The sequence below is a fragment of the Bdellovibrionales bacterium genome, from assembly GCA_016716765.1.
Taxonomy (GTDB): Bacteria; Bdellovibrionota; Bdellovibrionia; order Bdellovibrionales; family UBA1609; genus JADJVA01.
The window spans coordinates 194,497-220,111 of the sequence record JADJVA010000025.1; the positions used below are offsets into that span (position 1 = coordinate 194,497).

22 protein-coding genes and 1 pseudogene are annotated in these 25,615 nt (G+C 43.6%); 14 read left to right on the forward strand and 9 right to left on the reverse strand.

Annotated elements, in window-relative coordinates; translation table 11 throughout:
- Nucleotides 1-28 precede the first annotated feature (28 nt).
- The 10 genes and pseudogenes from dnaA (at nt 29) to IPL83_17290 (ending at nt 11,394) form a co-directional block, all read left to right on the forward strand.
- A complete protein-coding gene (dnaA, locus tag IPL83_17245) occupies nt 29-1,462 on the forward strand; it encodes a chromosomal replication initiator protein DnaA (GenBank protein MBK9040871.1) in 1,434 nt (477 codons plus the stop codon).
- A 228-nt stretch (nt 1,463-1,690) separates the two neighbouring features.
- Complete coding sequence (gene dnaN, locus IPL83_17250) at nt 1,691-2,809, forward strand: DNA polymerase III subunit beta (GenBank protein MBK9040872.1); 1,119 nt, start codon at nt 1,691-1,693, stop codon at nt 2,807-2,809.
- Nucleotides 2,810-2,829: 20 nt separating this feature from the next.
- Nucleotides 2,830-3,975, forward strand: coding sequence for a DNA replication and repair protein RecF (gene recF / locus IPL83_17255; protein ID MBK9040873.1), 1,146 nt, complete (start codon nt 2,830-2,832; stop codon nt 3,973-3,975).
- Nucleotides 3,976-3,985: 10 nt separating this feature from the next.
- Entirely contained in the window at nt 3,986-6,436 is a 2,451-nt protein-coding gene (gene gyrB, locus IPL83_17260) for a DNA topoisomerase (ATP-hydrolyzing) subunit B (protein ID MBK9040874.1), read from the forward strand.
- A gap of 12 nt (nt 6,437-6,448) precedes the next feature.
- Nucleotides 6,449-8,899 (forward strand): DNA gyrase subunit A, encoded by a 2,451-nt coding sequence (gene gyrA, locus IPL83_17265; GenBank protein ID MBK9040875.1) that lies wholly within the window; start codon nt 6,449-6,451, stop codon nt 8,897-8,899.
- The gene (locus IPL83_17270) at nt 8,880-9,713 is read left to right on the forward strand and encodes a tetratricopeptide repeat protein (protein ID MBK9040876.1); all 834 of its coding nucleotides are present in this window, start codon (nt 8,880-8,882) and stop codon (nt 9,711-9,713) included. The genes gyrA and IPL83_17270 overlap by 20 nt, the downstream gene beginning before the upstream one ends.
- Before the next feature lie 9 nt (nt 9,714-9,722).
- A complete protein-coding gene (locus IPL83_17275) occupies nt 9,723-9,941 on the forward strand; it encodes an AtpZ/AtpI family protein (GenBank protein ID MBK9040877.1) in 219 nt (72 codons plus the stop codon).
- A gap of 2 nt (nt 9,942-9,943) precedes the next feature.
- Complete coding sequence (locus IPL83_17280; protein ID MBK9040878.1) at nt 9,944-10,309, forward strand: hypothetical protein; 366 nt, start codon at nt 9,944-9,946, stop codon at nt 10,307-10,309.
- Nucleotides 10,309-11,000 (forward strand): annotated as a pseudogene (gene atpB / locus IPL83_17285) (F0F1 ATP synthase subunit A). Before IPL83_17280 ends, atpB begins: the two are co-directional and overlap by 1 nt.
- Nucleotides 11,001-11,019: 19 nt before the next feature.
- Nucleotides 11,020-11,394: an ATP synthase F0 subunit C gene (locus IPL83_17290; protein MBK9040879.1), complete on the forward strand. Its 375-nt coding sequence runs from the start codon at nt 11,020-11,022 to the stop codon at nt 11,392-11,394.
- Nucleotides 11,395-11,529: 135 nt separating this feature from the next.
- On the opposite strand, the gene IPL83_17295 is transcribed toward IPL83_17290, so the two are convergent.
- Complete coding sequence (locus IPL83_17295; protein ID MBK9040880.1) at nt 11,530-11,955, reverse strand: response regulator; 426 nt, start codon at nt 11,953-11,955, stop codon at nt 11,530-11,532.
- A 377-nt stretch (nt 11,956-12,332) separates the two neighbouring features.
- Here IPL83_17295 and IPL83_17300 point away from each other — a divergent pair, with 377 nt between their 5' ends.
- Nucleotides 12,333-14,228 carry a hypothetical protein gene (locus IPL83_17300; GenBank protein MBK9040881.1) on the forward strand — a complete coding sequence of 632 codons (1,896 nt, stop codon included), beginning with the start codon at nt 12,333-12,335 and terminating at the stop codon, nt 14,226-14,228.
- A gap of 75 nt (nt 14,229-14,303) precedes the next feature.
- On the opposite strand, the gene IPL83_17305 is transcribed toward IPL83_17300, so the two are convergent.
- From IPL83_17305 to IPL83_17340, 8 genes are read right to left on the reverse strand one after another with little or no spacing between them, the layout of a single operon-like run.
- A complete protein-coding gene (locus IPL83_17305; protein ID MBK9040882.1) occupies nt 14,304-15,668 on the reverse strand; it encodes a phosphomannomutase/phosphoglucomutase in 1,365 nt (454 codons plus the stop codon).
- A 17-nt stretch (nt 15,669-15,685) separates the two neighbouring features.
- Complete coding sequence (locus tag IPL83_17310) at nt 15,686-16,663, reverse strand: 4-hydroxythreonine-4-phosphate dehydrogenase PdxA (GenBank protein MBK9040883.1); 978 nt, start codon at nt 16,661-16,663, stop codon at nt 15,686-15,688.
- An 8-nt stretch (nt 16,664-16,671) separates the two neighbouring features.
- On the reverse strand, nt 16,672-17,634 hold the full coding sequence (locus tag IPL83_17315) for a peptidylprolyl isomerase (protein ID MBK9040884.1): 963 nt from the start codon (nt 17,632-17,634) through the stop codon (nt 16,672-16,674).
- A gap of 2 nt (nt 17,635-17,636) precedes the next feature.
- The gene (locus IPL83_17320) at nt 17,637-18,587 is read right to left on the reverse strand and encodes a peptidyl-prolyl cis-trans isomerase (GenBank protein MBK9040885.1); all 951 of its coding nucleotides are present in this window, start codon (nt 18,585-18,587) and stop codon (nt 17,637-17,639) included.
- Between the two features lie 38 nt (nt 18,588-18,625).
- Complete coding sequence (locus IPL83_17325) at nt 18,626-19,444, reverse strand: peptidylprolyl isomerase (GenBank protein ID MBK9040886.1); 819 nt, start codon at nt 19,442-19,444, stop codon at nt 18,626-18,628.
- Nucleotides 19,445-19,496: 52 nt separating this feature from the next.
- Nucleotides 19,497-20,144, reverse strand: a complete 648-nt coding sequence (locus IPL83_17330) for a lysophospholipid acyltransferase family protein (protein ID MBK9040887.1) — start codon at nt 20,142-20,144, stop codon at nt 19,497-19,499.
- Between the two features lie 7 nt (nt 20,145-20,151).
- Nucleotides 20,152-21,117, reverse strand: a complete 966-nt coding sequence (locus IPL83_17335; GenBank protein ID MBK9040888.1) for an electron transfer flavoprotein subunit alpha/FixB family protein — start codon at nt 21,115-21,117, stop codon at nt 20,152-20,154.
- Between the two features lie 5 nt (nt 21,118-21,122).
- Nucleotides 21,123-21,899, reverse strand: a complete 777-nt coding sequence (locus IPL83_17340) for an electron transfer flavoprotein subunit beta/FixA family protein (protein ID MBK9040889.1) — start codon at nt 21,897-21,899, stop codon at nt 21,123-21,125.
- Nucleotides 21,900-22,078: 179 nt separating this feature from the next.
- Between IPL83_17340 and IPL83_17345 the strand changes: the two genes are divergently transcribed.
- From IPL83_17345 to IPL83_17355, 3 genes are read left to right on the forward strand one after another with little or no spacing between them, the layout of a single operon-like run.
- Nucleotides 22,079-22,750, forward strand: a complete 672-nt coding sequence (locus IPL83_17345; GenBank protein ID MBK9040890.1) for a succinate dehydrogenase cytochrome b subunit — start codon at nt 22,079-22,081, stop codon at nt 22,748-22,750.
- Nucleotides 22,751-22,752: 2 nt separating this feature from the next.
- A complete protein-coding gene (locus IPL83_17350; GenBank protein ID MBK9040891.1) occupies nt 22,753-24,681 on the forward strand; it encodes a fumarate reductase/succinate dehydrogenase flavoprotein subunit in 1,929 nt (642 codons plus the stop codon).
- A 54-nt stretch (nt 24,682-24,735) separates the two neighbouring features.
- Nucleotides 24,736-25,482 (forward strand): succinate dehydrogenase/fumarate reductase iron-sulfur subunit, encoded by a 747-nt coding sequence (locus IPL83_17355; GenBank protein MBK9040892.1) that lies wholly within the window; start codon nt 24,736-24,738, stop codon nt 25,480-25,482.
- The last annotated feature ends 133 nt before the right edge of the window (nt 25,483-25,615 follow it).

The following is a 25,615-nucleotide window of genomic DNA, read 5'->3' on the forward strand; positions in this document are numbered from 1 at the left end:
TCAACATTTCTCTTATCAAGAGGCGTTCGTGGGCAGTGAAAAGGAAATCTGGAGTCAGATCAAATCGAGCCTGATTTCTAAAAACCGCGACAACAAGCCTTTTCAGGCTTGGTTTGAGGAAACCGACCTCCTTGATATTCGTGAGAACACTGACGGCGTTTCTACTTTCCGCCTTGGGGTTCGTTCCGAGCTCCATCGGGATTGGATATCAGCCTTCTGCTTTGATCGAATTTGTTCTGAAATATCAGCAGTTTATAAGCAACCATACGAAATTGAAATGGTCGTGACGGGCGCACCGATAACATCCCAGCAGCCAACTGCTCAAAATGAAAACCTGATTGCCGCCAGCTCTCAAAAAGATCAAAAAGCCCCTTTACACGAGGCTTCATCTGAGGCCAAACAACAAATTCGACCATCTTCTCCTATTTCCAGAGATAATCTCAATCAGGAGTTTACATTTTCAACCTTTGTGGTGGGTCGCAACAACGAATTTGCTCATGCGGCTTCCTTTAGTATTTCTGAAAACCCCGGCCAACAGAATTATAATCCCTTGTTTATATGCGGCCCAACAGGGATGGGAAAAACCCACTTGCTCAATTCGGTTGGGAACCACATTCGCAATAAATTTCCAAATCTTCGGATATGCTATGTGTCCGCTGAACGCTTTTTGAACGAATGCATTTCAAGCATTCGGCGACAAGAGATGCCAAACTTTAGAAAACGCTATCGCGAATCCTGTGACGTCCTGTTGATTGACGATATTCAAATTCTCGGACGCGGCGAAGCTGTGCAAGAAGAGTTTTTTCACACGCTCAACAATTTTTTCGAAAAAGGTCAACAGGTGATTGTCGCATCGGATCGAATGCCTCGTGATATCAAAGGATTAGAGGATCGTATCCGGACTCGTTTGGAGTGGGGTCTGATTGCGGACATCACTATGCCAGAACTGGAGACCCGAGTTGCTATATTGCGTTATAAAGCTGAAAAGAGAGGAATTCGGTTACCCAATGAAGTCACTAACTACATTGCCCGAATATCTAAAAGGTCTATCAGAGAGCTCGAAGGTAATTTAAACCGGATAAAGATGTTTTCAGATCTTCAAGGGCTTGAAATCAGCCTTGAACTTGCAAAACGGGTATTGGCTGTCAATGACGATACGGCGACTCTTTCAATTGACGATATCCAAAAGCTCGTCTGCGAACATTTTAAAATTCGGCCTAGCGATTTAAAATCCAAAACAAGAACAAAGCCTCTCGTTGTCGCTCGGCAGTCCGCTATGTGGCTGGTTAAGAAGCACCTTGACAAGTCCCTTGTAGAGATAGGTCGATCCTTTGGAGGCAAGGACCATACAACTGTGATCAATGCGGTTCGGAGAATCAGTTCTCAACTCCTAAAAGATCCAGATTTAAAGAGAGATATCGAGGACTTAGAAATGCGTATCCACAATATCACAGGGCTGTGAATTACGTCTGTGTATAAGTCTGTGGAGAAATCTGTGATTATTTTGGGGACTTAAATCTATCAACAAAAATTGGGCTTTTTTACCCAGATAGTGTTAGGTACTTATCCACGGGGAAACATAAATGTTCTTAGGGTTTTAGGTCGTAAAGTGAGTTATTAACAGCCCTACTATTACTACTGTTATTAATTTATTATAATTAGATAATAGTTAATGAGAGGATTGAAGCGTATGAAGTTGCAAATAGAACAATCCGTTTTTTTGACTCTCCTTTCTCGAACACAAAACATTGTTGAGAAGCGCAACACCATGCCTATCTTGATTAATGTCTTGTTGGACGCCGAGGGGAGCAGTTTGAGGATTTATGCAACCGATCTTGAGGTTAGCCTGACGGACCAAGTCTCCGCCTTGATAGAGACTCCAGGAAGAGTAGCGGTGAATGCAAAAAGCCTTTTTGATATTTTAAAGGAAATCCCCAGCGGCTCTATCGAAATTGAAAAGAGAGATAACAACTGGTTAAATATTCGGCAGAACCAAATAGAATCCAACATTGTTGGGATAAGTCCGGATGAGTACCCAGTATTCCCAAGTTTTTCCACAGAGTCGTTCATTAAATTGGATTCGGCGATTCTTTCTGAAATGATTGAAAAAACGATCTACAGTGTTTCTAACGATGAGACTCGATATCATTTGAACGGGGTTTATTTTCATCCCTATAAAGAAGGTGCTAAGCGAGGATTTAGAATGGTTGCCACAGATGGCCATAGACTCAGTTTAATTGAACGCAATTCAGGAGACGAAGGAGATCGTCTTGGAGAGGTAGGAATCATTATTCCGAGAAAGGGCCTTAATGAAATTCGTAAACTTCTTGATCAAGTAGATAGACCTATAGAAATGGCAATAGACGGAGCCCAACTGATAGTAAGGAGTGGGACGACAGTTTTGATGATTCGCCTCGTTGAAGGAAAATATCCGAATTATCAACAGCTTATTCCACGGGATCTCACTCAACAGATGTTGGTTAACAGAACCGCGCTTCTATCTTCACTTAAAAGAGTCTCGCTGTTCTCAAATCAGAAATCAAAAGGTGTTACTTTGAGTTTGAGCAAGAATCGCATGGAGATTTCGTCAAACAGTCCGGAATTGGGAGATGCGAAAGAGACAATTGACGTTGATTATACAGGAAGGGATCTCCGCATCGCCTTCAACGCAAAATACATTCTCGATGTACTAAATAGCATGCATGAAGAAACGGTTCAGATGCAATTTAACGATCAGCTATCGCCAGGCTTGGTTCGTCCTATTAACGACGATACTTACACATGTGTCGTCATGCCAATGCGGATTTAAATAATAATGATGATAATGAAATGATCATTAAGCGGTTGCGAGCCACGAATTTTCGGAATTATTCTCAACTCGACGTTTCGTTAAATTCAGGGGTAAATATACTTCTTGGCGAAAATGGCCAGGGGAAGACAAATTTTCTCGAAGCAATTTTTATTACTGCGAAGGGATCCTCTTTTCGGCCGGGGACATCTACAAACTGGATACATACTGGTAATAATATTGGAGCCTCTGTTGTCGCCTCTATGAAAAAGCAAAACAATTTTAAACATGAACTTAAACTTTCCTTAGATGGCAATAGAAAGGTGTTTTTCATTGACAACAAGAAAGCAACTCGATCAAAAATATTGAGGGAGTTTCCTTGTGTTCTTTTCAGTCCGGAAAGTCTTTCTGTCGTAAAGAGCGGACCTGAAGCGAGACGAGAGTTAATCGATGACTTTCTGATCTCGCACACACCAAGCTCCCTAGATTTCATAGATGCCTTTGGGAGGATTTTGCGTTCAAGAAATAGATTGCTCAGGGACACAAAGAGGGGACTTTTAACAAATAAGTTGGAAATCAATCAAGTTCTGGATTCTCTTGATCCAAAATTCATAGAGACAGCCATTCAATTTACTGAGGCTCGTTTGACAGCGATTCGAGCTATTCAGCCGGACCTCAACGAAATGCTAAAAAGATTGTTTCCACTTCCAGGGAATGTGGACATATCGGTGGACTATCTGATCAGCGGTGAATCTGCTCAGAACTGGAACACCGAGCAAATCAAACAGGCCATCGAATGTAGATTGAAATCTTTACGCTATGCCGAGCTCGAATCAGGAGTATCCTTAGTAGGACCCCAAAAACATGACATCCGGTTCCTGTTTTCAGGTCAAGATGCAAGGTATTTTTGTTCACAGGGTCAACAAAGAGCTATAATTTTATCTTTCAAGATGGCTCAAATCATGTATCATTACAGGGTTCACCACGAATACCCAATTTTATTACTGGATGATGTTTTATCTGAGTTAGATCAGGAGAGAAGGACCAATCTTATTGAAGCTCTGAAAAGCATAGAGTCTCAAATTATTGTGACAACAACAGATTTGTCTTTTTCTAGAGATTTTGGCGGTAGTGAGTTGATGGTTTATCGGGTAAAAAAGGGAACAATATTAGAATCTCGTTTTTAAGTTGAAGGGAATGACTGTGTCGGAACAGGGACAAATAGTTGGTGAGAAGGCAAAAGCTGGCGTCTATGATGCCAGTTCTATTCAAATTTTAGAAGGACTTGAGGCCGTTCGCAAACGACCAGGAATGTACATTGGCGATACGACAGCTCGCGGATATCATCATTTGGTTTATGAGGTTATTGATAATTCTGTTGACGAGGCACTAGCTGGTTTCTGCAAATCAATAAAGGTTATAGTTCATGTGGATGAGTCTGTAACGATTGAAGATGATGGAAGAGGAATTCCGATTGATACTCACAAAGACGGAAGATCGGCTCTTGAAGTTGTGATGACGGTTCTTCATGCGGGGGGCAAATTCAATTCGGATAGCTACAAAGTTTCAGGTGGGTTGCACGGAGTAGGAGCCTCAGTTGTTAATGCGCTTTCAAGTCGGTGTACGGTTGAAGTTAAGCGCGAAGGACATGTCTGGAGGCAGTCATTTCAAAAAGGTATTCCAAACGGGCCTCTTGAAAAAGTGGGAGATTCTGACAGGACCGGGACAAAAACCACGTTTAAACCTGATCGAGAAATTTTTAAGGATGAAACAATCATTTTTGATTTGAGCATTTTGTCTAAAAGGTTTCGCGAGCTAGCATTTTTAAACGCGGGACTTCTGATACACCTTCTAGATGAAAGAACAAATAAGGCTTACGATTTTCAGTACCATGACGGACTTGTTCAGTTTATTCGGTATATGAATGAAACTAAAAAGCCATTGCATCCTGAAGTAGTGCATTTTAAGGGAGAAAAAGACGGAGTAGAAGCCGAAATAGCCATGCAATGGAATGATTCATATTCCGAATCTGTTTATAGCTACTGTAACAACATCAACACGATTGAAGGTGGAACTCATCTTTTTGGATTTAGGGGTGCGCTTACCAGGACGGCAAATGCCTATGCCACCCAAAAGAATCTTCTGAAAGACCTCAAAGAAAATCTGGAAGGGGAGGATATTCGCGAGGGGTTGACGGCAGTTGTAAGCGTGAAGGTTAAGGAACCACAATTCGAAGGCCAAACAAAAACAAAACTGGGAAATAGCGAAGTCAAAGGGATTGTTGAATCGCTTGTTAATGATAAATTGGCGGATTGGTTTGATCGTAATCCGGCTACCGCAAAAAACATAATAGGTAAATGCGTAGAATCCGCGCGTGCTCGCTTGGCGGCAAGGAAAGCCAGAGACCTTGCCAGACGAAAAACAGCCTTGGATGGGGGATCTTTGCCAGGAAAAATGGCGGATTGTCAGGAGAGAGATCCTGCCTTATGCGAGCTGTATTTGGTAGAGGGTGATTCTGCGGGTGGATCTGCTAAACAGGCCAGAGACCGAAGGACACAGGCCGTTTTGCCTCTTCGTGGAAAAATTTTAAACGTTGAAAAAGCCCGGTTTGATAAGATGCTTTCAAATGAAGAAATTAAGATGATGATTTCAGCTCTTGGTGCTGGAATTGGTCGTGATCACTCCAATATTGATAAATTGCGATATCACAAAATCATTATCATGACGGATGCGGATGTCGATGGGTCACATATTCGAACTTTATTGCTGACTTTCTTTTATCGCCAGCTTCCGCAACTCGTGGAACGCGGTCATGTATATATAGCCCAACCCCCTCTTTATCGCGTCAAGAAGGGTCAGATCGAAACATATCTTAAAGACGACAGGGCTCTTACTGAGCATTTATTGAAGTCCTCTTTGTCTGGTATTAACATTAAAAGTTTAGCAACAGGTACCACAGAGGAGAAACTTAAAGCTTTTATTCTTAAAATTCATAAATGGGATCTTTTGGTTAAAACATTGGCTTCCAAGTATGATCGCGAAGTTCTAATTCATTTTTTGAAACAGAGCAAAGATCTCTCTGAGATCTTAAAAGCAGAGGAAACCCTGAAAAGCGTTTTTGCAGATTTTCAAAGAATAGCTAAAGAGGACAAGAGCCTTGGGATAACCGAATGTTCTCTCGTTGTAACTAAAGACGAATTAAACAGTGGAAATCGGGCTCTTATAGAAACTGTTAAATTTGGACATAGGTTTGCTTCCTCCTTTTCTCTTGAAACCTCCGAATCGCCGGAGTGGATCGAGCTAAAAGCCCTATGGGGCGATCTCTTTTCCACAGTTAAACTGCCAATAGAATTGAAAATTAACAACCATGACCATGTTTTTGCGGATTATACTGCATTTTACGATTTTGTTATGGAAGAGAGCAAGAAAGGTAGCTATGTTCAGCGCTATAAGGGGTTGGGAGAAATGAATCCTGAGCAATTGTGGGAAACAACCCTCAATCCTGAGTTCCGTTTGCTGTTGAGGGTAACAATTGATGATGCCATGGCGGCAGATGAAACCTTCAGTATTTTGATGGGTGATCAGGTTGAACCAAGACGTAAGTTCATTGAAGACAATGCTTTGCTCGCGCGTGAATTGGACGTGTAGAAAAGGTCCATTATGATGGAAAAAACAGATTTAAAGAACGTGATTGATGTTGATATTAACCGTGAAATGCGGGAGGCCTACCTTCAATACTCAATGAGTGTGATTGTCGGACGGGCTTTGCCGGATGTTCGAGATGGCCTCAAGCCTGTTCATCGCCGGATATTGTTTTCTATGCATGAGTTGGGAAATACCCACGACAAGGCGTACAAGAAGTCTGCCCGTGTTGTGGGGGATGTAATTGGTAAGTACCACCCACATGGTGATATGGCTGTGTATGATACGATCGTGAGGATGGCCCAGTCGTTTTCACTGCGTGAACCGCTTGTGGATGGACAGGGCAACTTCGGTTCGATCGATGGAGATGCCGCTGCAGCTCCGCGATACACAGAGATTCGAATGACGGCTCTGACCGAAGAATTATTGGAAGATATTGAGAAGGAGACGGTCGCTTTTGGTCCCAACTATGACGAATCTTTGCTTGTGCCGTTGGTGCTGCCAGCTAAATTTCCAAATCTTTTGATCAACGGCAGCTCAGGTATTGCGGTGGGAATGGCGACGAACATCCCGCCTCACAATCTTTCTGAAGTAGTAGACGGCTGTATTGCTCTTATTAAAGAACCAACAATTAAGACGGATGATTTAATTAAAATTATTCCAGGCCCCGACTTTCCAACGTCCGGAGTTATTGCTGGAACGCAGGGGATTCTTTCCGCTTATAAGAAGGGCCGAGGCGTCATCACTCTTAAGGCTGTTGCAGATATTGAGGTAAAAAAGGATCGAGAGGAGATCATTGTTACGGAGATCCCTTATCAAGTGAACAAGGCAAGGCTCATTGAGAGTATTGCAGACTTGGTTAGGGATAAGAGAGTTGAAGGTATTTCAGATATTCGCGATGAATCTTCTCGTGAAGGGATGAGAATAGTTATTCAGCTGAAGAGAAATGAGAATGCACAAGTCATTCTCAATCGCCTTTACAAGTTCACTCAATTGCAAGTTAGTTATGGCATTATTATGTTGGCTCTTGATTCTAGGTTACAGCCCAAGGTTTATAGCCTCAGGGGGATGCTAGAAGACTTTATTGAGCATCGTAAGGACGTGGTAACACGGCGGTGTATATTTGAATTGAAAAAAGTTGAGGCAAGGGCGCATATTCTTGAAGGCCTAGGCAAGGCTCTTGATGAGATCGAAGCGGTTATTCAAACGATTCGATCTTCGAAAGAAGCGGGAATAGCCCGTCAAAACTTAATTTCCAAGTTTGGCTTTTCAGATAAGCAAGCTCAAGCCATCTTGGAAATGCGCCTTCAGCGGCTAACGGGACTTGAACGGCAAAAAATTCTTGATGAATTGGATGAAATTGTTAAACGAATTGCTTGGCTTCGGCAGGTTTTGGGGAATGTATCGGAGATATTTGCGATCATCATTCAAGAGCTTGAAGATATTAAAAAGCGATTTGGTTCTCCACGAAGGACACGGATTGAGGCTTCAGAGGGAGAAATCGAAGATGAAGATCTGATTGCTGAAGAGGAAATGATCGTAACAATTACTCATACGGGCTATATCAAGCGTATTGCTGTTGATGAATATCGTGTGCAGAGGCGTGGCGGAAAAGGATTAAAGGGAGCTGAAAATCGTGAAGAGGACTTTGTTTGGAGAATTTTTACAGCATCTACTCTGACAACCTTGCTTGTGTTTAGCGATCGCGGAAAGCTTTATTGGCTGAAAGTGCATCGATTGCCCCTCGGGTCTCGCACTTCAAAAGGAAAGGCCATTAATAATGTTGTTAACCTTTCACCAAGCGAACAGGTCAGAGCGATTTTACCAGTAGCCGAATTTGCTGAGAATAGTTTTGTAGTGATGTTAACTGAAAACGGAATCATTAAGAAAACATCTCTTTCGGCTTTCTCACGACCGCGACCCAGTGGGATTATTGCTCTCACCACAGATTTGGACGATATTGTGATAGAGACCAAAATTAGCACTGGTAGTAATGATATATTTATTGTCACGAAGGAAGGCATGTCGATTCGTTTTGATGAATCCGATGTCCGCGCTATGGGACGATCTGCTCGAGGCGTAAAAGGAATAACCTTAGGTAAAGAGGATAAAGTAATAGGTGCTGAAGTCATTGAAAAGGCCGCAAAAGAGACGATTTTGATCGTGACGAAAGGTGGCTATGGGAAGCGAACGCCATTGTCAGAATACAGAACACAGAGCCGTGGTGGAGTTGGGGTGATTACTCAGAAAATAACAGAAAAAGTTGGTCCCGTGGTAGCGGCGAGATCAATTACTGACCAGGATGAAATTATTATTTCTACAAATGAGGGTCAGGCCATTCGTATGAAGGCCACAGATATCTCAGTTCTTGGTCGCAACACTCAGGGAGTTAGGCTCATCGACCTTAAGGATCAAGAATATGTGACTGGTTTCGCCATAGTGACCGAAGATGATAGAGAAACAGAATAATCTTTTCCGCCAGAAATTTATTTTTGCACTTTTGGGGTCATTGGTCGCTTTTTCTGGATGTCGATACAGCATCCAGACTGTAGAATATCAGCGGGCTGAACAGGCCTTTGAAGAGCAAAAATTCAAGGAAGCTTTGGTTCATTTAGAAAAAGTTGTTGTGGCCAAACCGAAAACCGCTATGGCTCTGGAAGCTGCTCGTCGTGGGGCGAGAATTGCCCACTTAGAAACAAATGAATTTCAAAAGGCAATCGCCTTCTATCGACATTTAGTTCTTTATTCACAAGATGAAAATGAAAGAATGGATGCCCAGAAAAAAATCGCGTCGGTTTATTTTGAAAAGCTGTCGGACTATTCGAACTCAATCAAGGAATATAGTCGTTTGGTTCAACTGCCGCATTCTCAAAGTGAGGATATTGAGTACCGATTTTCAATAGCAAAATCTTATTTCTACCTCAGTAACTTTTATCAGGCAGCAATTGAAATGAAGGAGATTCTGGATAGAGTCAAAGATAAGAACTCTCGATTTGAGTACCTTGCCTTTCAAGGAAACATCTTTTTAACGACAAAAAAGCTAGATGAGGCGATTGAGGTCTTTAGATTCATCATGGAACAATATCCGGAGGAGTCAATGAAGGAAAATGTTCCAATTAGTTTAGCGGTGACCTACGAAGAAAAAGGTGATTTCAAGGAAGCGATACAGGTCCTAGAAAAGATTAAGAAAATTCATCCATCCCCTGAGTTTCTGGAACTTAGAATCAAGCGCCTGAGAGAAAGAGTTCTCAATCAGCCAGGAGCACGGGGCCTTACAAAGTAGGACGTTTTCATGCAAAAAAATAAGGGAATTGTCTTTGCGGGCCTTGGGTTTGAACTCGTTGGAGTGGTTCTTGCCTGTCTTTATTTAGGTCAGTTGATAGATAAAATTTACGGATGGGGTGGCCTTGGAGTCGCTTTGATGATAGTGCTCGGCACAGCTGGATGGTTTTTCCATCTTATTATTTTACTCAAGCGTTTTATGAAAAACGACTGCAATACTAAGGAATAATCTTGGTCCTCAAGACTCTTGCCATACAAGCCTTATCAACTCTAGTTGCTATTTTAGGGGCGCTGATATTCTACGCGACGCATAAAATCCCATCGATCGTTATTGGCTCAGGTGTCATGGTGTTTTGTTGGATCATGCTCATTTGGTCGTGGTCAGAGATAATTCAAAAAAAATCAATTGCATTGGGCGTCAGTATCATTGTAATCAAGTACGCAATTTTAGGGCTAATTCTCTTCCTCGTTGTGACCAATGATAAATGTGACATGGCGGGCTTCTTAGTCGGTATTTCGACGACTGTAGTCACGGTAATTGGGTATGCAGCAAGTGAAAAGGTCCCCGGTATATTCAAACGGAAATTGGGATATTAATGGTACATTTCAATTGGACACAATTAATTCCAGGAGTCGGCCACCATTTCATTCATGTGGCCACTGTTCTTCTTGCATGCTTACTTATGTTCCTAATGGCTGTGGCCGCCCGTATTGCGTTGGGCTCAGGAGAGAAGGCGATAGCACCGGCAGGCAGTTTCTCTTTGAAGGGCTTTTTTGAGATCATTCATGAGTTTGTCGTGAGTCTCTCTGAAACCGTCGTTGGTCATGAAGGCAAGAAGTTTGCCCCGATGTTTGCAACAATTTTCTTTTTTATATTTATTAACAATCTGCTCGGCCTGGTTCCTGGAATGACACCAGCGACAGACAATTTAAATACCACGATAGCCATCGGATTATTTTCATTCTGTGCCTATAATTATTATGGATTTAAGGAACATGGGATTTCTTATCTGAAGCAATTTCTGGGTCCGGTGATATTTATGGCTCCGCTGATGTTGCTCATTGAGTTGATATCTCACTTTGTTCGCCCCCTTAGCTTGGGCTTGCGTCTTTACGGAAATATGGTTGGTGATCATACGGTTTTATCTATTTTTCTCAGTCTTGCTGGATACTATTTTGTTCCAGTGATTTTTTATTTTTGGGCATCTTTGTCTGTTTCATGCAGGCTTTTGTTTTTATGATGTTAACGATGATTTATGTGTCCATGGCGATTTCCCATGACCACTAACTACAAGGGAGTAAGGTAAATGAAAAAGGCGATCTTTTTAGCAGCTCTATTTGGTGCATTTTCAGCGTTTGCTCAAGAGGCGGCAGTAGAGGCAGCAGTAGCAGCGGCTCCAAATGCGGCAGCGGCGGCGGCAGCGGCAAAGGCGGCAAATGCTGCAATTTCAGCGATTAACACAGGATGGTATGCGCTTGGTGCGAGCTTGGCGATTGGACTGGCGGCCTTCGGTGGGGCCTTCGCACAAGGTAGGATTGGCGCGTCTGCAATGGATGGTATTGCCCGCAATCCCCAGGCTCAGTCAAATATGTTTGTTTCAATGATCATTGGCTTGGTTCTCATTGAGTCTCTTGTCATCTATTCATTGGTTATTGCATTTATGTTGGTTGGAAAAATTTAGATAAGAAAAAGGAATTGGGAGAGTTCGAGATTTACTATGCTCTCCATTCTTAGCTGGCTTAGAAAAGCTGCGTACTCGCGGCTTTTTTGTTCAGGAACTAAATGTATCTTCTGCCTCGTTGGGCATTGGGTAGTTTCAGTTAGATTGAGCTGCCTTAAGGTAGCCTTGGATGGATTCGACAAGATTGTATATTCCGGAAGGCTTGCGAATAATTCCGGCAGCCTTACAAGTTGGAATCTGATCGCTTCCAGTCAGAAAAATAACTGGAACAGTCTTTGCCAATTCGGGCATTCGGATCTGTAGGATATCCAAAAAATCTTGGCCCGTCATATCCCCCAGATAAAAATCAATCAGAATGATGTCAGGCGTATTCATTTGAGAGAGAAGAGTTGATAGCGCCTCTGTACCACTTTGGGCCGTTAACACACAAAAACCTCCCATTTCAAGAATGGATTGCTCGAGGAACAACAAATCTGGGCTATCATCAACCAGAAGTACTTTCTGCCTCATCGAAGAAGCAATCTTGGACTCAGCTAAAATGCACTTCTCAAATAAAATCAAATTCTCACCCTCCATCGGTCTGGGAAAAACTGGGAGGCGACGACACTATAGACGATAAAAATGCCCTAAGTCGAGTAAAAGTTAATGATATGTCGTTACTATGTACTTAGTGCGATTTGGTATCGTTGACCTGAGACACTCTAAGTAATTGATATATCAGGAAATTACAAATATATTTAGGAATGATAAAAACTGCCATTATGACAGACCCGTTTGGTTGAAGTACCGATGGTCGGCAGTCACACTTTGGTCGAATCCAATTTTCTAGACTTCTCAGGCATTTATGGGTCGTGACGTACTTATTTAGGGGCATTTTGCCGATATATTGCATGGCGATACAGTAAATGTCCAAACCCCTCCGAGATACAAGAGGATAGATGTCAGACGAAAAGAACACTCTGCCAAAGCCTCCCCACATCGATCAAAATGAAGATCTAGATTCTTCAGCAGGGAAGGCACCGACTACAGACTATCAGAACGAAATTCTGGCGGAGTATGGAATATCAAATTTATCTGAAATTGATAGCATTCAGCTTTCAATTTTAATTATTGCCAAAAGTAAAAGCCAATTGGAGCCGGCTGGGCTATTTCTTTCACGCCGGGGTTGGCCAACGGTGGTGACGTCCTCGATGTCGGAAGCGATCAACACAATGGTGAGTAGGAAACCAAAGTTTGTATTGATCTCTGCCAATCACCCAAACCCGAAGATAGCAAAACTTCCAGGAGTTTTAGGCCAGGCTTTCAATACAAGAAGCATCGGATTTGCTGAGAAGGGGGATGGCATTAGCCAAGGGCTCCTCAATAGCATGAGGACGACGTTAAAGTTCTTCGGCCAGCTCAGTGGTCCTAGTATACATCGGCAGATAAAAAAAGTAATTCTTGATGAAGTTGAATCGGCTAAGGATCGCAGTAATGCTTCACGTGAAAGTGAATCTAATGGGGGACAAGATCAGATTCGAGTTATGGGAGAGGCAGGGGGTGGAAACGATACTTTTATCCAATCCGGTGGCCAATCAAAAACAGTTGGGCCCGGTCTATTAAAGGGAAGTGCCCCTTCAGATGTTGCGAGTTTGCTCAAAATGTTTGGAGAAAATTCCTCTGACGAAGCAGAGAATGGGGGAACAGGTGATAGGAACGGAGATTCTGCAGAATCCCTCGTCTATCAAGAATCAGGTAGGGGAGGGGCTAAATCTAAAACCATTACAGCGCAGTCTGGAACAGCAGAGAAGACTGTTTCAAAACAAGCGAATTCTAATCAGGATTTTGATGGGGCGTTGGACCCTGAATCGTCCGCGAAAACAGGATCTCCAGGAGAGCATCCGATCAATCCAAGAGGCCAAGATATTCCAACTGGTTCTCAGGCAAGTTCGGCAGGCGATGGATCCTTTTTAGCATCAAATTCTGGAAGCTCCAAAACTCCAAATTCACCATCCCATGATGATGTTCAAGATTCTAAGATCCCTCTTGCGAGCATATCTTCAGCTTCTTCTTCAGCTCAAACCGATGTTCACACAAAGAAGGAGCATGAACCATCGGATGCTTCAAAAGGACTTCACGGAAAAGGGGTACCTGATTTAAAATCTCAGGAATCTCTTGGCTTGGCAAAGGCCATCAAAAAATCTCTCGAAGAAGTTTGTAGAGAGAGCTCTTCTCAGACAAACTACCTCGTAAAAGTTGAGAATCTAGGAGTGATTCCCTATATTTCGGCAAATAAGAAGGGCTTTGTGGCTGTAACCTGGGCCGAACCTATGCCAGAAAAAAATCTTGTCTTTCTTGAGGCCTTTAAGTATTCGCTCCTGAATTTTTTGGCGAATGAAGGCGTTGAAGCCTCTTTAGATCATGAATTCCTAATGGCTATTCCCAGCATTGAGTTCATGACTTGGGCGAGGAAGACTGGTGAAATGCTTGTCGTGAGGGAACACGAAGGCGTCGAAGTTGGAGTATCGTTCTTTGAGGGTATTCCCGATAGTTCTGCAAAGCCTCTGATCGAGAATCAAATGATTAAAATTGATATTGTGAATATCTTCCCAGAAAGAACTGTGTGTTTTAAGGCCTACCTAAAAATGGAACTAAATAACAAATATATTTTATATCTAGCCGAGGGTCGTAAGATTTCTGAAACGCAGAAAAAGAGACTCATAGGAAATTCAGTTAATTTTCTTCACATCAGAGATGAAGATTTCGAAAATTTCAGAAAGTATCAAAACGAGGTTGAAATTTCGAGACTTTTAAAAGCCTTCACTACCGATTTAGCCAAAAAGAAATCAGCATAAGTTCAAAAAAAATCAAGGAACAGAGCCGTCTGTTTACTTCGATCGGTGGAAGGCTACAACTCTAAGCAATGAGTTTTACAACAAGGGGTTAACAATACTCTCAAATTCCTTCTGAATCGTCTCCAAATACTCCTTTGAGTTTGCTTCAAATCGAAGGACAAGAACGGGTTGGGTGTTTGATGCCCTGGCCAATGCCCAGCCAAACGGATAGCTGACACGAATTCCGTCGATGAGGTTGACAGAGACATCTTTTCTCGGAACGGCAAAACTTTGTTTTAATTTTTCTACGATCAAATGCTTCTTTTCCTCTGTCGTATCAATGCGAATCTCGGGTGTATTAAAGGCCGGTGGAAAATCTGCCAAGAGGTCATCAATATTTTTTCCCGTTTCACCAAGTATTTCTATAATGCGTAGTCCAGCGTAGAGAGCGTCGTCAAACCCATAATTTCGATCCGCAAAAAAAATGTGGCCGCTCAATTCTCCACCAAACGGGGCTCCTTCCACTTTGATTTTTTCCTTAATGAGTGAATGGCCAGTTTTCCACATAATAGGGTGGCCACCATGTTTAGAAATATCGGTAAAGAGCCGGTCTGAACATTTCACATCACCAATGATTTTCAAACCCGGTTTTTTTGACAAAATAGACCTACTAATTAGAACCATCAATTCATCGCCGTAATACATGCGTCCATTGTGTCCGACAACTCCAATGCGATCGGCATCACCATCAAACCCAATTCCCAGAACGGCATTGCTTTTCTTAACGGCCTGAACGAGATCCACAAGATTCTCTTCGACAGTTGGATCAGGATGGTGATTAGGAAAAGTTCCGTCTGGCATTTCAAAAAGTATTTCAGGATGCAATCCAACGGCTTCGTACAATCGGCGTAAAACAGTTCCAGCGGCCCCATTTCCGCAGTCGACAACGAAAGGAATGTTTTTTAACTGACCAAACTCCTTTTTATATCTCTCGATATATTCGGGAATAATATCATATTGGCTCTCAGATCCATCACCCGTAACAAAATCAGCCTTCTTAATGAATTCCTCAAGCTTTTTAATTTTGTCTCCAAATATTGTGGATTTTCCAATTGAAATTTTGAAACCATTGTACTCGGGAGGGTTATGACTGCCAGTAACCATGATCGCACCAGTTACGCCAGGCACGTTAAAAGTTGAAAAATAAGTGATTGGACTCGTCACCGATCCCAATAATAAAACTTCTGCACCGCTTTCTGCCATTCCTCTGGAAAGTTCGCGGACCAATTCTGGACTGCTCAGTCGAGCATCTTGTCCAATACAGATCTTGGCTCGTTTAACGCCACATTCTTTGATCAGATAACTGACGTAGGCTCGGCCGAGGGCGCGCGCAAATTGGCTATCGTAGTCTTTTCCAACGACTCCACGAATATCATACTCTCTAAAAATGACAGAATTCATTAGCATGGTAGGACTCCTTAGATAATGAGAGATGGTCTATCAGCCGCCTGTTTAGCTAACATGATGGCCCACTGGATGGCCTCTCTCATAGAGTTGGGGTTTGCCTTATTTTTTCCAAATATATTTTTTGCTGTTCCATGGTCCACGCTTGTTCTAACAAACGGAAGTCCCATGGTGATATGTACGCCGGATTTTTGCCCGTGCACCATTTTAAAAGGGATCAGTCCTTGATCGTGATAGGGACATACGAAAACACTGTATTTGCGCCAGTTTTCCTCAAAAAAGGCAGCGTCTGGAACGAGAGGTCCTTCAATAGGAATCTTATGACGGCGAGCGTCCTTAATGGCCGACTGAAAGACGAAATCTTCCTCGTTTCCAATAATCCCACCTTCACCGGCATGAGGATTGAGGCCCACAAGTCCCAAGGGCCTTTCCTTTTTAGAACCACCGAGAAGTTTGCGAAGGCGATTGGCGGCAGATATAGCCTGACCAAGTAGTTCATGGTTCAGTTGGGCAGGAACATCCTTGAGGGGAATATGGCCAGTAACAAGAAGAACATTAAATCGTTTTCCAACAAACGCCATAAAAAGGTGTTTGGCATCTGCGACCTTCCTTAAAATTTCGGTGTGTCCAACGAGATCATATCCAGCATTCACAATCTCTAGTTTTGAGAGTGGTGCAGTGGCTATAGCGTCAACATGACCAAATAAACTTCCTTTGGCAGAGAGCTCGACCCAGGCAGGAGGGCGGAGATTGGAACAGATATCAACAATGTCTTTGTGACTTCCCGGTGCCACTCGAAGAGCCTCCGGCCATGTAGCCACTCGAATTCGTGAAAATTGAGAATCAATGAGTCTTAGATGTTTGGATGGACAACGAGGAGATCGCCAAAAAATAAAGTGAATACCCTTTTGAGGTTTCAGTTTTGTTAGGGCCTTGGCAGTGATTTCAGTTCCAATACCGTCACTGTCACCAGTCGTTATAACGATCTTAATGGGTCGATTCACGAAGGGTTAACCCGAATAAAGGCATCCTTGCGTTTTGCATCTAGCCATTGCCTAAGGCCACTCTTAAATGCCTGTGCAAATAAAATTCCTCGAATCTCGTCCTTTTTTGCCTCGAAATTTGGGTTGGCGACCACGGATTTTTTCGTCACTTGAACTATGTGGTATCCAGCCTTCGTTTTAATGATTCCGGTTATATCGTTGACTGCAAGCCCCCTTACCGCGGCCTCAATTTCAGGCAACATCTCCCCCGCCTTGAAGGTGCCTAGAAATCCTCCCTGTGAAAAATTTGGATCTTCGCTGAATTGACCAGCAAGTTTATCAAATGAAACAGTGCCAGATTTCAGTTTATCAATGATCATCTGGGCATTGTCTCTGGCGACCTTATCTCCCTTTTTTGTAAGAAACAGAATATGTGACAAGCTGTAACTGTATACATTGGCATTTTTATCGCCCATGTGATTCACATAATAAGAAGTGATGTCATCATCAGAAATCTTAATTTTTGAGCTGACCTCCTTCTCAATGAGCGACTGACGCTCCAGTGTTGTTTGAATAAATTCCTGATAGTCAGAAAAATTGACTCCCTTCTCTGTGAGAGCTGCCTTCAAATTTTCTCGTGATATTCCATTGCGACGTGAAATCGAGCGAATCTCCTGTTCCACCTTCTCTATTGGAACTTCAAGACCCTGACTCTTAACTTCCGAATCCAGAAGTCGTTCGTCTATGAGGTGGTTGATCAGAGCCTTGCGATCTGAAAGTAGCGCCGCTTTGTCGCTAATTCTCAGAACCGCGTCGTCAATGAGCCCGCCGGTATTTAATTTAGTCCTATAGGAATCAAGATCCGTTTGGATAATTATTTCATCATTTACGACAGCCAAAATCCTTTCAATTACCCGGGCGTTCGCAAAATACAAATTTGCCCCGAAAATAAAAGCTAAGGTTGCAATCCATCTTCCCATTTTTACTCATCCTTCGTTTCAACTGTCAGAGATCTTATCAATTCTTGATCCTTAAAGACGCGCGAGGATCTCAATTTCTCTTCTAGCCAGGCCGAGTAAACTTGCTGCTCAGCCTTTTCAACAAGGCGCCGTTTGATTCTGTCTTCAGTTGCCTTTAAGGTTTCTAGTGTCGCTCGTCTTTTATCAACAACCTCAAAAATATGGTAGCCATAAGGGCTTTTTACGACCTCACTTCTTTGTCCCACGCGCATTGCGAACGCCGCATCAAAAATATCGAGGGTTCCCTTTGCAATCCACCCGATATCTCCTCCTTTTTCGGCTTCTGGGGCAATTGAAAAGCTTGTCGCGAGGTCCTTGATGGAACGACCGCGACGAACTTCGTCATAGATGCGTTTGGCGTTGCTCTCAGAGTCAAGCACAATTTGACGCAAGCGAACTCGCTCCTGGCTCTGGAATTCTTCCTTGTGAGTGTCATAAAAACTCTTTATTTCGGCCTCTGTGGGAGGAGACATACCCTTCTTGATTTCGCTCAACACCTTCTTTTGGAGGAGGCTGAACTTAATTTTCTCCTGCCAATAGTCGAAGGTGGTACCTTGATTGCTGAGAGATCTTCGAAAGGCGAGATCATCTGGATACTGACCGCGGATAGATTTTACCTCAGACTCAAGTTCTTCGGTAGTGACATAGATCTTGTTTTTGGTTGCCCAATCTCGAGTTAATGTTTCGATAATGAAATCATTGATGACTTGATCTTTAGCTTGTTGCAAGACTCGTTCTTCCTTGACTCTAATCGCATCGAAATCCCTTAGTCGCAGAGCGAGTTGCTCTGCGAATTCCTTGGTAGAAAGAGATTGTTCATTGACTCGAACTATCGGTTTGTCGGTGATTTCAGATTTTTTATTGAAACATCCACTAAGGCAGATCAAAGTTGCAAAAAAACTTGCTGCTTTCATCCTTGGACGGAGGATCTCAATTACCCGAACACATTGAATCATTTCAAGTTTTTAACTAGTTTCGGATTTGATTCGATTTTATATTTCTTTTTGATATTTGCAAAGTACTCGTCAAAAATTGCCTTTCTCTTCTCATCGAATGTGGCGGCTCGAAGGTGTTGCTTGTTAGCATTTTGAAAACGCCCACGTTCGTTGAGTTTTAGTATGTGAAAGCCGTAACGTGTTTCTACCAGACCTTTGATTTCTCCCGGGGTCATTTTCACAACTGTATCATAAATTGGAGGTAGGAGAGTCACCTTAGATTGAAAGCCAATATCACCACCATTTTCCTTGCTTATCGTGTCGTCAGAATAGAGTTTAACGAGCTCTTCAAATGGGCGCTTGCTTGCTTTCACTTCGCGGAGAATTTCTTCCCCATGCTTTCGGGCCTCTTCCTTTTCCTTCTCTGTGGCAGTGGGCTTAAATTCAATGAGAATATGGCTAATTCTGAAATCAGGATTTTTCTTGTACTGGGCTTTCATTTCCTCTTCTGTGACTTTGATGGCCTTGATCTTATCGCCAATGGCCTTTTCAATGAGAACTTTGTAAAGTTCCTGGTTAATTCTCTCTAATACGACTGGATCGCTGCGAAGGCCCTTCGCTTCGGCCTCCTGCACGCCGATTTCGTAGCGAATGAGGTCCTCTAGAAACAGCTCTGGCGGAGGCGGATTAATAGTCTGCTTTTTAATCTCATCATATTTGGCGTTGAAGTCTTGAGTGGTGATGGTTTTTTTTCCGACTTTGGCGACAACATCAGCGCTTGCCTTGAATCCCAAACAAAATAAAACAAGGGACAAAACAAACTGCTGTCGAAGCATAGACCATCCTCTTTTTACTTAGGTTTCCTAGTTAAAAACGCTAGCACTCGTCCTATGGGACCGCAATGAATTTAAGAGCTTGCTGTTTTGCATTATCAAGAGACAGTGAGAGCCGCTCTGCCAGTTCAGAGGACCGAGGGTCTGCTTGTTTGCTCACTGGGGCAAGAGGTTTATCAAAGACGATGGCGATTCGCGAAAATGGAAAGGGTAAAATCGCTTTATTCCAGGATTTTTTGAAAACAAAAAAATTTGTGCAGAAAACACCAACTGGAAAAATGGGTGCATCAAGAAGTCTTGAAATCTCAAAAACACCGCTTTTGACTTGGTGCAATGGGCCTTTGGGGCCATCAACGGCCATCGAAAGAGGCCTTCCTGATTTTCCCCACCGCATGAGTCCTTTTAAGGCCGCAACGCCGCCTCGGGTGGAAGATCCCTTGGAGGTGACACCTCCAAGACGACGAATAACATAGTCAATGATTTGACCATCGGAACTGGTTGAAGTCATGGTAGCCAAATGGAGCCGGCCAACCAGATGCAACACCGCCAACTCATCTCCGTGCCAATGGGCAAGCACAGTCGGCAATCCAGCCCCCTTCCTACTTACAAAGAGAGGATCTTCTGTAACATGAACCCTCCATGTTGCTGACAGAAGGCGATAAAAGATCCAGGCAAGGCGAGAAAGAAGAACTGTTCTAAACACCAAGGAGTTAACTCAGCGTTCGTTTGAATTCTGCAGTCAGTTGGGGCACGACCTCAAAAAGATCGCCCACAATTCCAAAAGTTGCCTTTTGAAAAATGGGAGCTTCGGGATCTTTGTTGATCGCAACTATAACTTTGCTACCCATGATACCCGCCATGTGTTGGATGGCCCCCGATATACCCACAGCGATATAGAGGGAAGGATTTACCGTCTTTCCAGTTTGACCAACTTGCATTCCGTGAGGAACCCAGCCGGCATCTACCACTGCACGAGAGGCACCAACGGAGGCGCCTAAGGTATCTGCGAGAGCCTCCAATAAAGAGAAGTTTCCGGGCTCCCTCAGACCTCTTCCTCCAGAGACGATGATATTGGCCTCTGTAAGGTCGAGTTTTTTTGATGTTCCCATTACAACCTCTTTCACGAGAGTCTTCAAGTCAGACGAGGGTACTTTTACAGTTACGACCTCTCCTGTCCTCGTGATATCAGGCGCAAGAATAGGAAGCTGATTTTGCTTCATCAATACAAGTTTTGTCGCACAGTTTTTGAAATTAACAGAGGCCGAACATTTTCCAGAATAGAGAGCTCTTCGAACATGAAGGCCCCCCTCTTTCAAATTCAATTCGGTGCAGTCAGACGTATAAGCAGAATCGGTACGAGCAGCAACTCGAGGGAAAAGATCTCGGGCTAACAAAGAGGAAGAAGCGAGAACTAATTCCGGCCTGTGTTCCGATATAATTAGACTGAGCAGGTCTGCATAAATTTCCGAATTATAGAGCACCAGATCCTTGCTATCGCAAACGAGTGCCTTCTGAGCCCCATAGTGAAAGGTCTGCAATGCCACCGACGGGGCTTCCGGACCGAGTACCACAGAGACAACGGGACGACCCGATTGCTTTGCGGCACCGAGCAACTCAAGAGCTCCCTTTTTTAGTTGCCCATGTTGGAACTCACAAAAGACGAATACTGACACGATTTACCTCACAGTACTTTCGATTCATTTTTTAACAGTTGGACAAGTTCGGCAACCTGCGCGCTCATGTCTCCCTGCAGGATTTTGGTCGCAGCCTTCTCGGCAGGCAAAAGAAAAGAACCAAATGAAACCTTTTGGGTCTCTACTTCAAGCTCAAGTTCACCCAAACTGATTTCCTTGACGGGTTTCTTCTTGGCTTTAATAATTCCCGGAAGATTGGCGTAGCGAGGAGTATTGAGACCTTTGTTTGCCCCGATCAGACAAGGTCCCTTGAGCTGAATGATTTCACGCGTGCCTCCTTCAGTTTCGCGCTCCACGGTGGCGCTAGTTCCCTCGTATGCTAATTTTGAAACGACCGTCGCATGAGGTATCGAAAGGGCTTCAGCAATGGCCTGACTGACAAAGGAATTATTGCTATCAATAGCAAGTTTTCCAGTAAAAATTAAATCGAATGGTCCTTCGGCTTTAATGACCTTGGCCAAGGCCTTGGCCGTTAAATATCCATCTACAAAATCGGGAGAATCAATGAGTATCCCATCATCGGCACCCATTGCCAGAGCCGTGCGAATAGCATCTATGACACGTTTTTTGGGGCCTAGACTCAGGACAGTCACGGAAGATCCCGGCTGAGCCTCCTTTAACTTGAGTGCCTCTTCCAAGCCAAACTCGTCGTATGGATTTAAGACCCACTTTATTCCTGTTTCATCGATTCCTGAGGAGTCACTCTTAAGTCGAATTTTTGACTCGGTATCCGGAACCTGCTTTATGCAGACAAAGATTTTCATCGTGTCCTCTTGTCGGAAAAAATAAGAATTTATATTTTATTGGCTTTCAAAAGGCAAACGAGAGCTATGTGACTCTCTGCTTCTTTTTCGGCTGTTGTTGTTCCTGAGCAATAGACAGCTCGCCTTTGGAGAGTTAGCTTATGGAGCGCGAATATGAACTCCTTCGAGGATCTTTTAGAATGATTAAGAAGTCTTGTTTTATCAGTTCGAATATTGGGAAGAAATATCTCGTTGCAATAACTGGGATTTGTCTGAGTTTGTTTGTATTGGCTCACATGCTGGGCAACCTACTCATTTTGGTCAGTCCTAGGGCTTACAATCTCTATGGGCATGCACTGGTGACAAGTCCACTGTTGTATCCGGCAGAAATTGGGCTTGTGTTGTGCTTCTTTTTTCACATCGGTTTGGCGATAAAGTTAACTTTATCAAACAGAATGACTCGTTCGAGTCGTTACGCAGTGCCCGCTGCGGGCTCAAAGGCCACAGGCCTTATTTCTAGAACCATGTGGGCTCAAGGACTATTGATACTGGCGTTCATGATTCTGCATTTGATTACGTTCAAATATGGAAATGTCTATGAAGTGGAATATGGTGGTGTGGTTGCACGTGATCTGCATCGCTTGGTCGTAGAAGTTTTTCGCCAGCCGGGGTACGTGGCTTGGTACATTGTGTGTCTATTGGCTCTTGGCCTTCATTTGGCTCACGGTGTTTCGTCCTCCCTACAAACTCTTGGAATACATCATCCAAGATACCAATGTTTAATGAAGAAAATGGGGATTGTTTATGGGGTTGTGGTTATGTCTGGCTTTCTTTCTCAACCTCTTTACGTATTTTTTATCTATAGGGGTTAATCATGGCCACAAATAAATTGGATAGTAAATCTCCCTCGGGCCCGATTGAATCATCCTGGGAAAGACACAAATTCAATCTGAAATTGGTGAACCCAGCAAATAAAAGAAAATTTAATATTGTTGTTGTAGGGACTGGTTTAGCCGGTGGCTCTGCAGCGGCGAGCTTGGCTGAACTTGGGTACAACGTAAAGGCCTTTTGTATCCAGGACTCACCTCGCCGGGCTCATTCGATTGCGGCTCAGGGCGGCATTAATGCTGCGAAAAATTATCGCAATGACGGAGATTCCGTTTACCGCCTGTTCTATGACACGGTCAAGGGAGGAGATTTTCGCGCTCGAGAAAGCAATGTTTATCGATTGGCTCAGGTCTCAACTCAAATTATCGATCATTGCGTGGCATTGGGCGTTCCTTTTGCGAGAGAATACGGGGGGCTGCTCGATAATCGATCGTTTGGGGGAGCCCAAGTGTCGCGCACCTTCTATGCTCGAGGCCAGACTGGTCAGCAGTTATTGATTGGGGCTTACTCTTCCATGATGAGACAGGTGAAGGAAGGTGGGGTTACCCTTTATCCGCGACGAGAAATGTTGGACTTAGTTTTGGTTGATGGCATAGCCAGAGGGATCACTGTCAGAAATCTGACCACAGGTCAGATAGAATCCCATGTTGCCGACGCTGTGGTGCTAGCCACTGGCGGTTATGGTAACGTTTTCTATTTATCGACAAACGCAAAGAATTCAAATGTCACAGCGGCCTGGCGCTGCCATAAAAAGGGTGCTTATTTTGCTAACCCTTGTTTTACTCAAATTCATCCGACATGTATCCCGGTTTCGGGTACCTATCAGTCGAAGCTAACTCTTATGTCTGAGTCTCTTCGTAACGATGGTCGAGTTTGGGTTCCCGCACAGAAAGGTGATAAGCGACAACCTCAAGGAATACCTCTGGCAGAACGTGATTACTATCTAGAGAGGATTTATCCGAGCTTCGGAAATCTTGTGCCTCGCGATGTTGCTTCTCGGCAGGCCAAGTTTCGCGTTGATGAGGGGCGCGGAGTGGGGGCTTCTGGGATTGCTGTATATCTAGATTTTAAAGATGCCCTCGATCGGTTGGGAGAGGCTGCGGTTGCCGAAAAGTACGGCAATCTCTTTCAAATGTATGAGAAAATAACTGGAGAAAATCCGTACTCTGTACCCATGAGAATCTATCCGGCCGTTCATTATACGATGGGGGGGCTTTGGGTTGATTACAATTTGCAAAGCACAATTCCGGGACTTCATGTTTTGGGAGAAGCCAATTTTTCTGATCATGGCGCCAACAGGCTTGGAGCTTCGGCGCTGATGCAGGGACTTGCAGATGGTTTCTTCGTGATTCCCTATACTATAGGAAATTTTTTGGCATCGACCAAACTGCCAAAAATAGATGAAAATCATGATGCCTTTAAGGCAAGTCGAGAGGAAGTAACGCAGAAATACAATCGCCTTTTGGCTATAAAGGGGTCTTCTACCGTTGACGATTTTCACCGTCAATTGGGACACTTGATGTGGGAGCATGTGGGTATGTCGAGGAAGGCGGATGGGCTGAAGCAGGTTGGCTTGGAAATTCGAAGTCTTCGGGACCGTTTTTGGCAGGACGTGAAAGTGACCGGTGAACCCACTTTCAAGAATTCTGAACTTGAAAAGGCGGGCCGTGTGGCTGATTTCTTAGAACTGGGTGAGCTGATGGCCTTAGATGCCTTGGAGAGAAATGAATCTTGCGGAGGACATTTTCGAGAGGAGTATCAGACCCCCGAAAATGAAGCGATGCGCGACGATGGAAACTTTTGTCATGTATCTGCTTGGGACTACTCTCAAGATGGAGGGAAGATGCATTGGAATTTACACAAAGAGGCTCTTTTGTTTGAGCATGTGAAATTATCAACTCGTAGTTATAAGTAATTTAGAATTTTGAAACTACAGGAGAGAAATGTGGGCGGCACTTCACAAAAAAATATAAATTTAAAGCTTAAGGTGTGGAGGCAAAATGGTCCTGAAGATAAGGGCTATTTTATGGAATATGAATTGAAGGAAATATCCACTGATGCTTCTTTCTTAGAAATGCTCGATGTGATGAATGAGCAATTGGTAAAGATCGGTGAGGCAGCTGTTGAATTCGATCATGATTGCAGAGAGGGAATCTGTGGAGCTTGCTCTCTGGTCATCAATGGTAACCCTCATGGACCGGATGGGAGCACCACGACTTGTCAGCTGCATATGCGTCGATTTCAAGATGGAGATACTGTTGTTATCGAACCATTTAGGGCAAAGGCCTTTCCTGTCATAAAGGACTTAATGGTTGATAGATCTGCATTTGATCGAATTATATCTGCAGGCGGGTATGTATCAACTTCGACAGGAAGTGCGCAAGATGCGAATGCCATACCCATCGGCAAGGATAAGGCTGATCGCTCTTTTTCGGCTGCGACCTGTATCGGCTGCGGAGCTTGTGTTGCTGTTTGTATGAATGCTTCTGCAAATTTATTTGTTTCGGCAAAATTAGCTCACCTCTCTCTTCTTCCACAAGGTGAGGTTGAGAAACACGGAAGAGTTCTAGAAATGGTGAGACAGATGGACAAAGAGGGATTTGGCGGATGCACGAACACAGGGGCCTGTGCCGCAGCATGCCCAAAAGATATCTCTCTCGAGAGCATTGCTCAAATGAATCGCCAATTTTTGATTGGTTCAGTTCTCGAAAGATAGTTCAAGCAGATTGGCCGGATCTGGAATTCGTGGATAGATGTACCTGGTTGCGGCTATTGCTATACTCTCAGTCAACATGAACCCACAGAATTTTCCACAATTGTGATTTTGCCTTATTAATACTTAAGTCTAA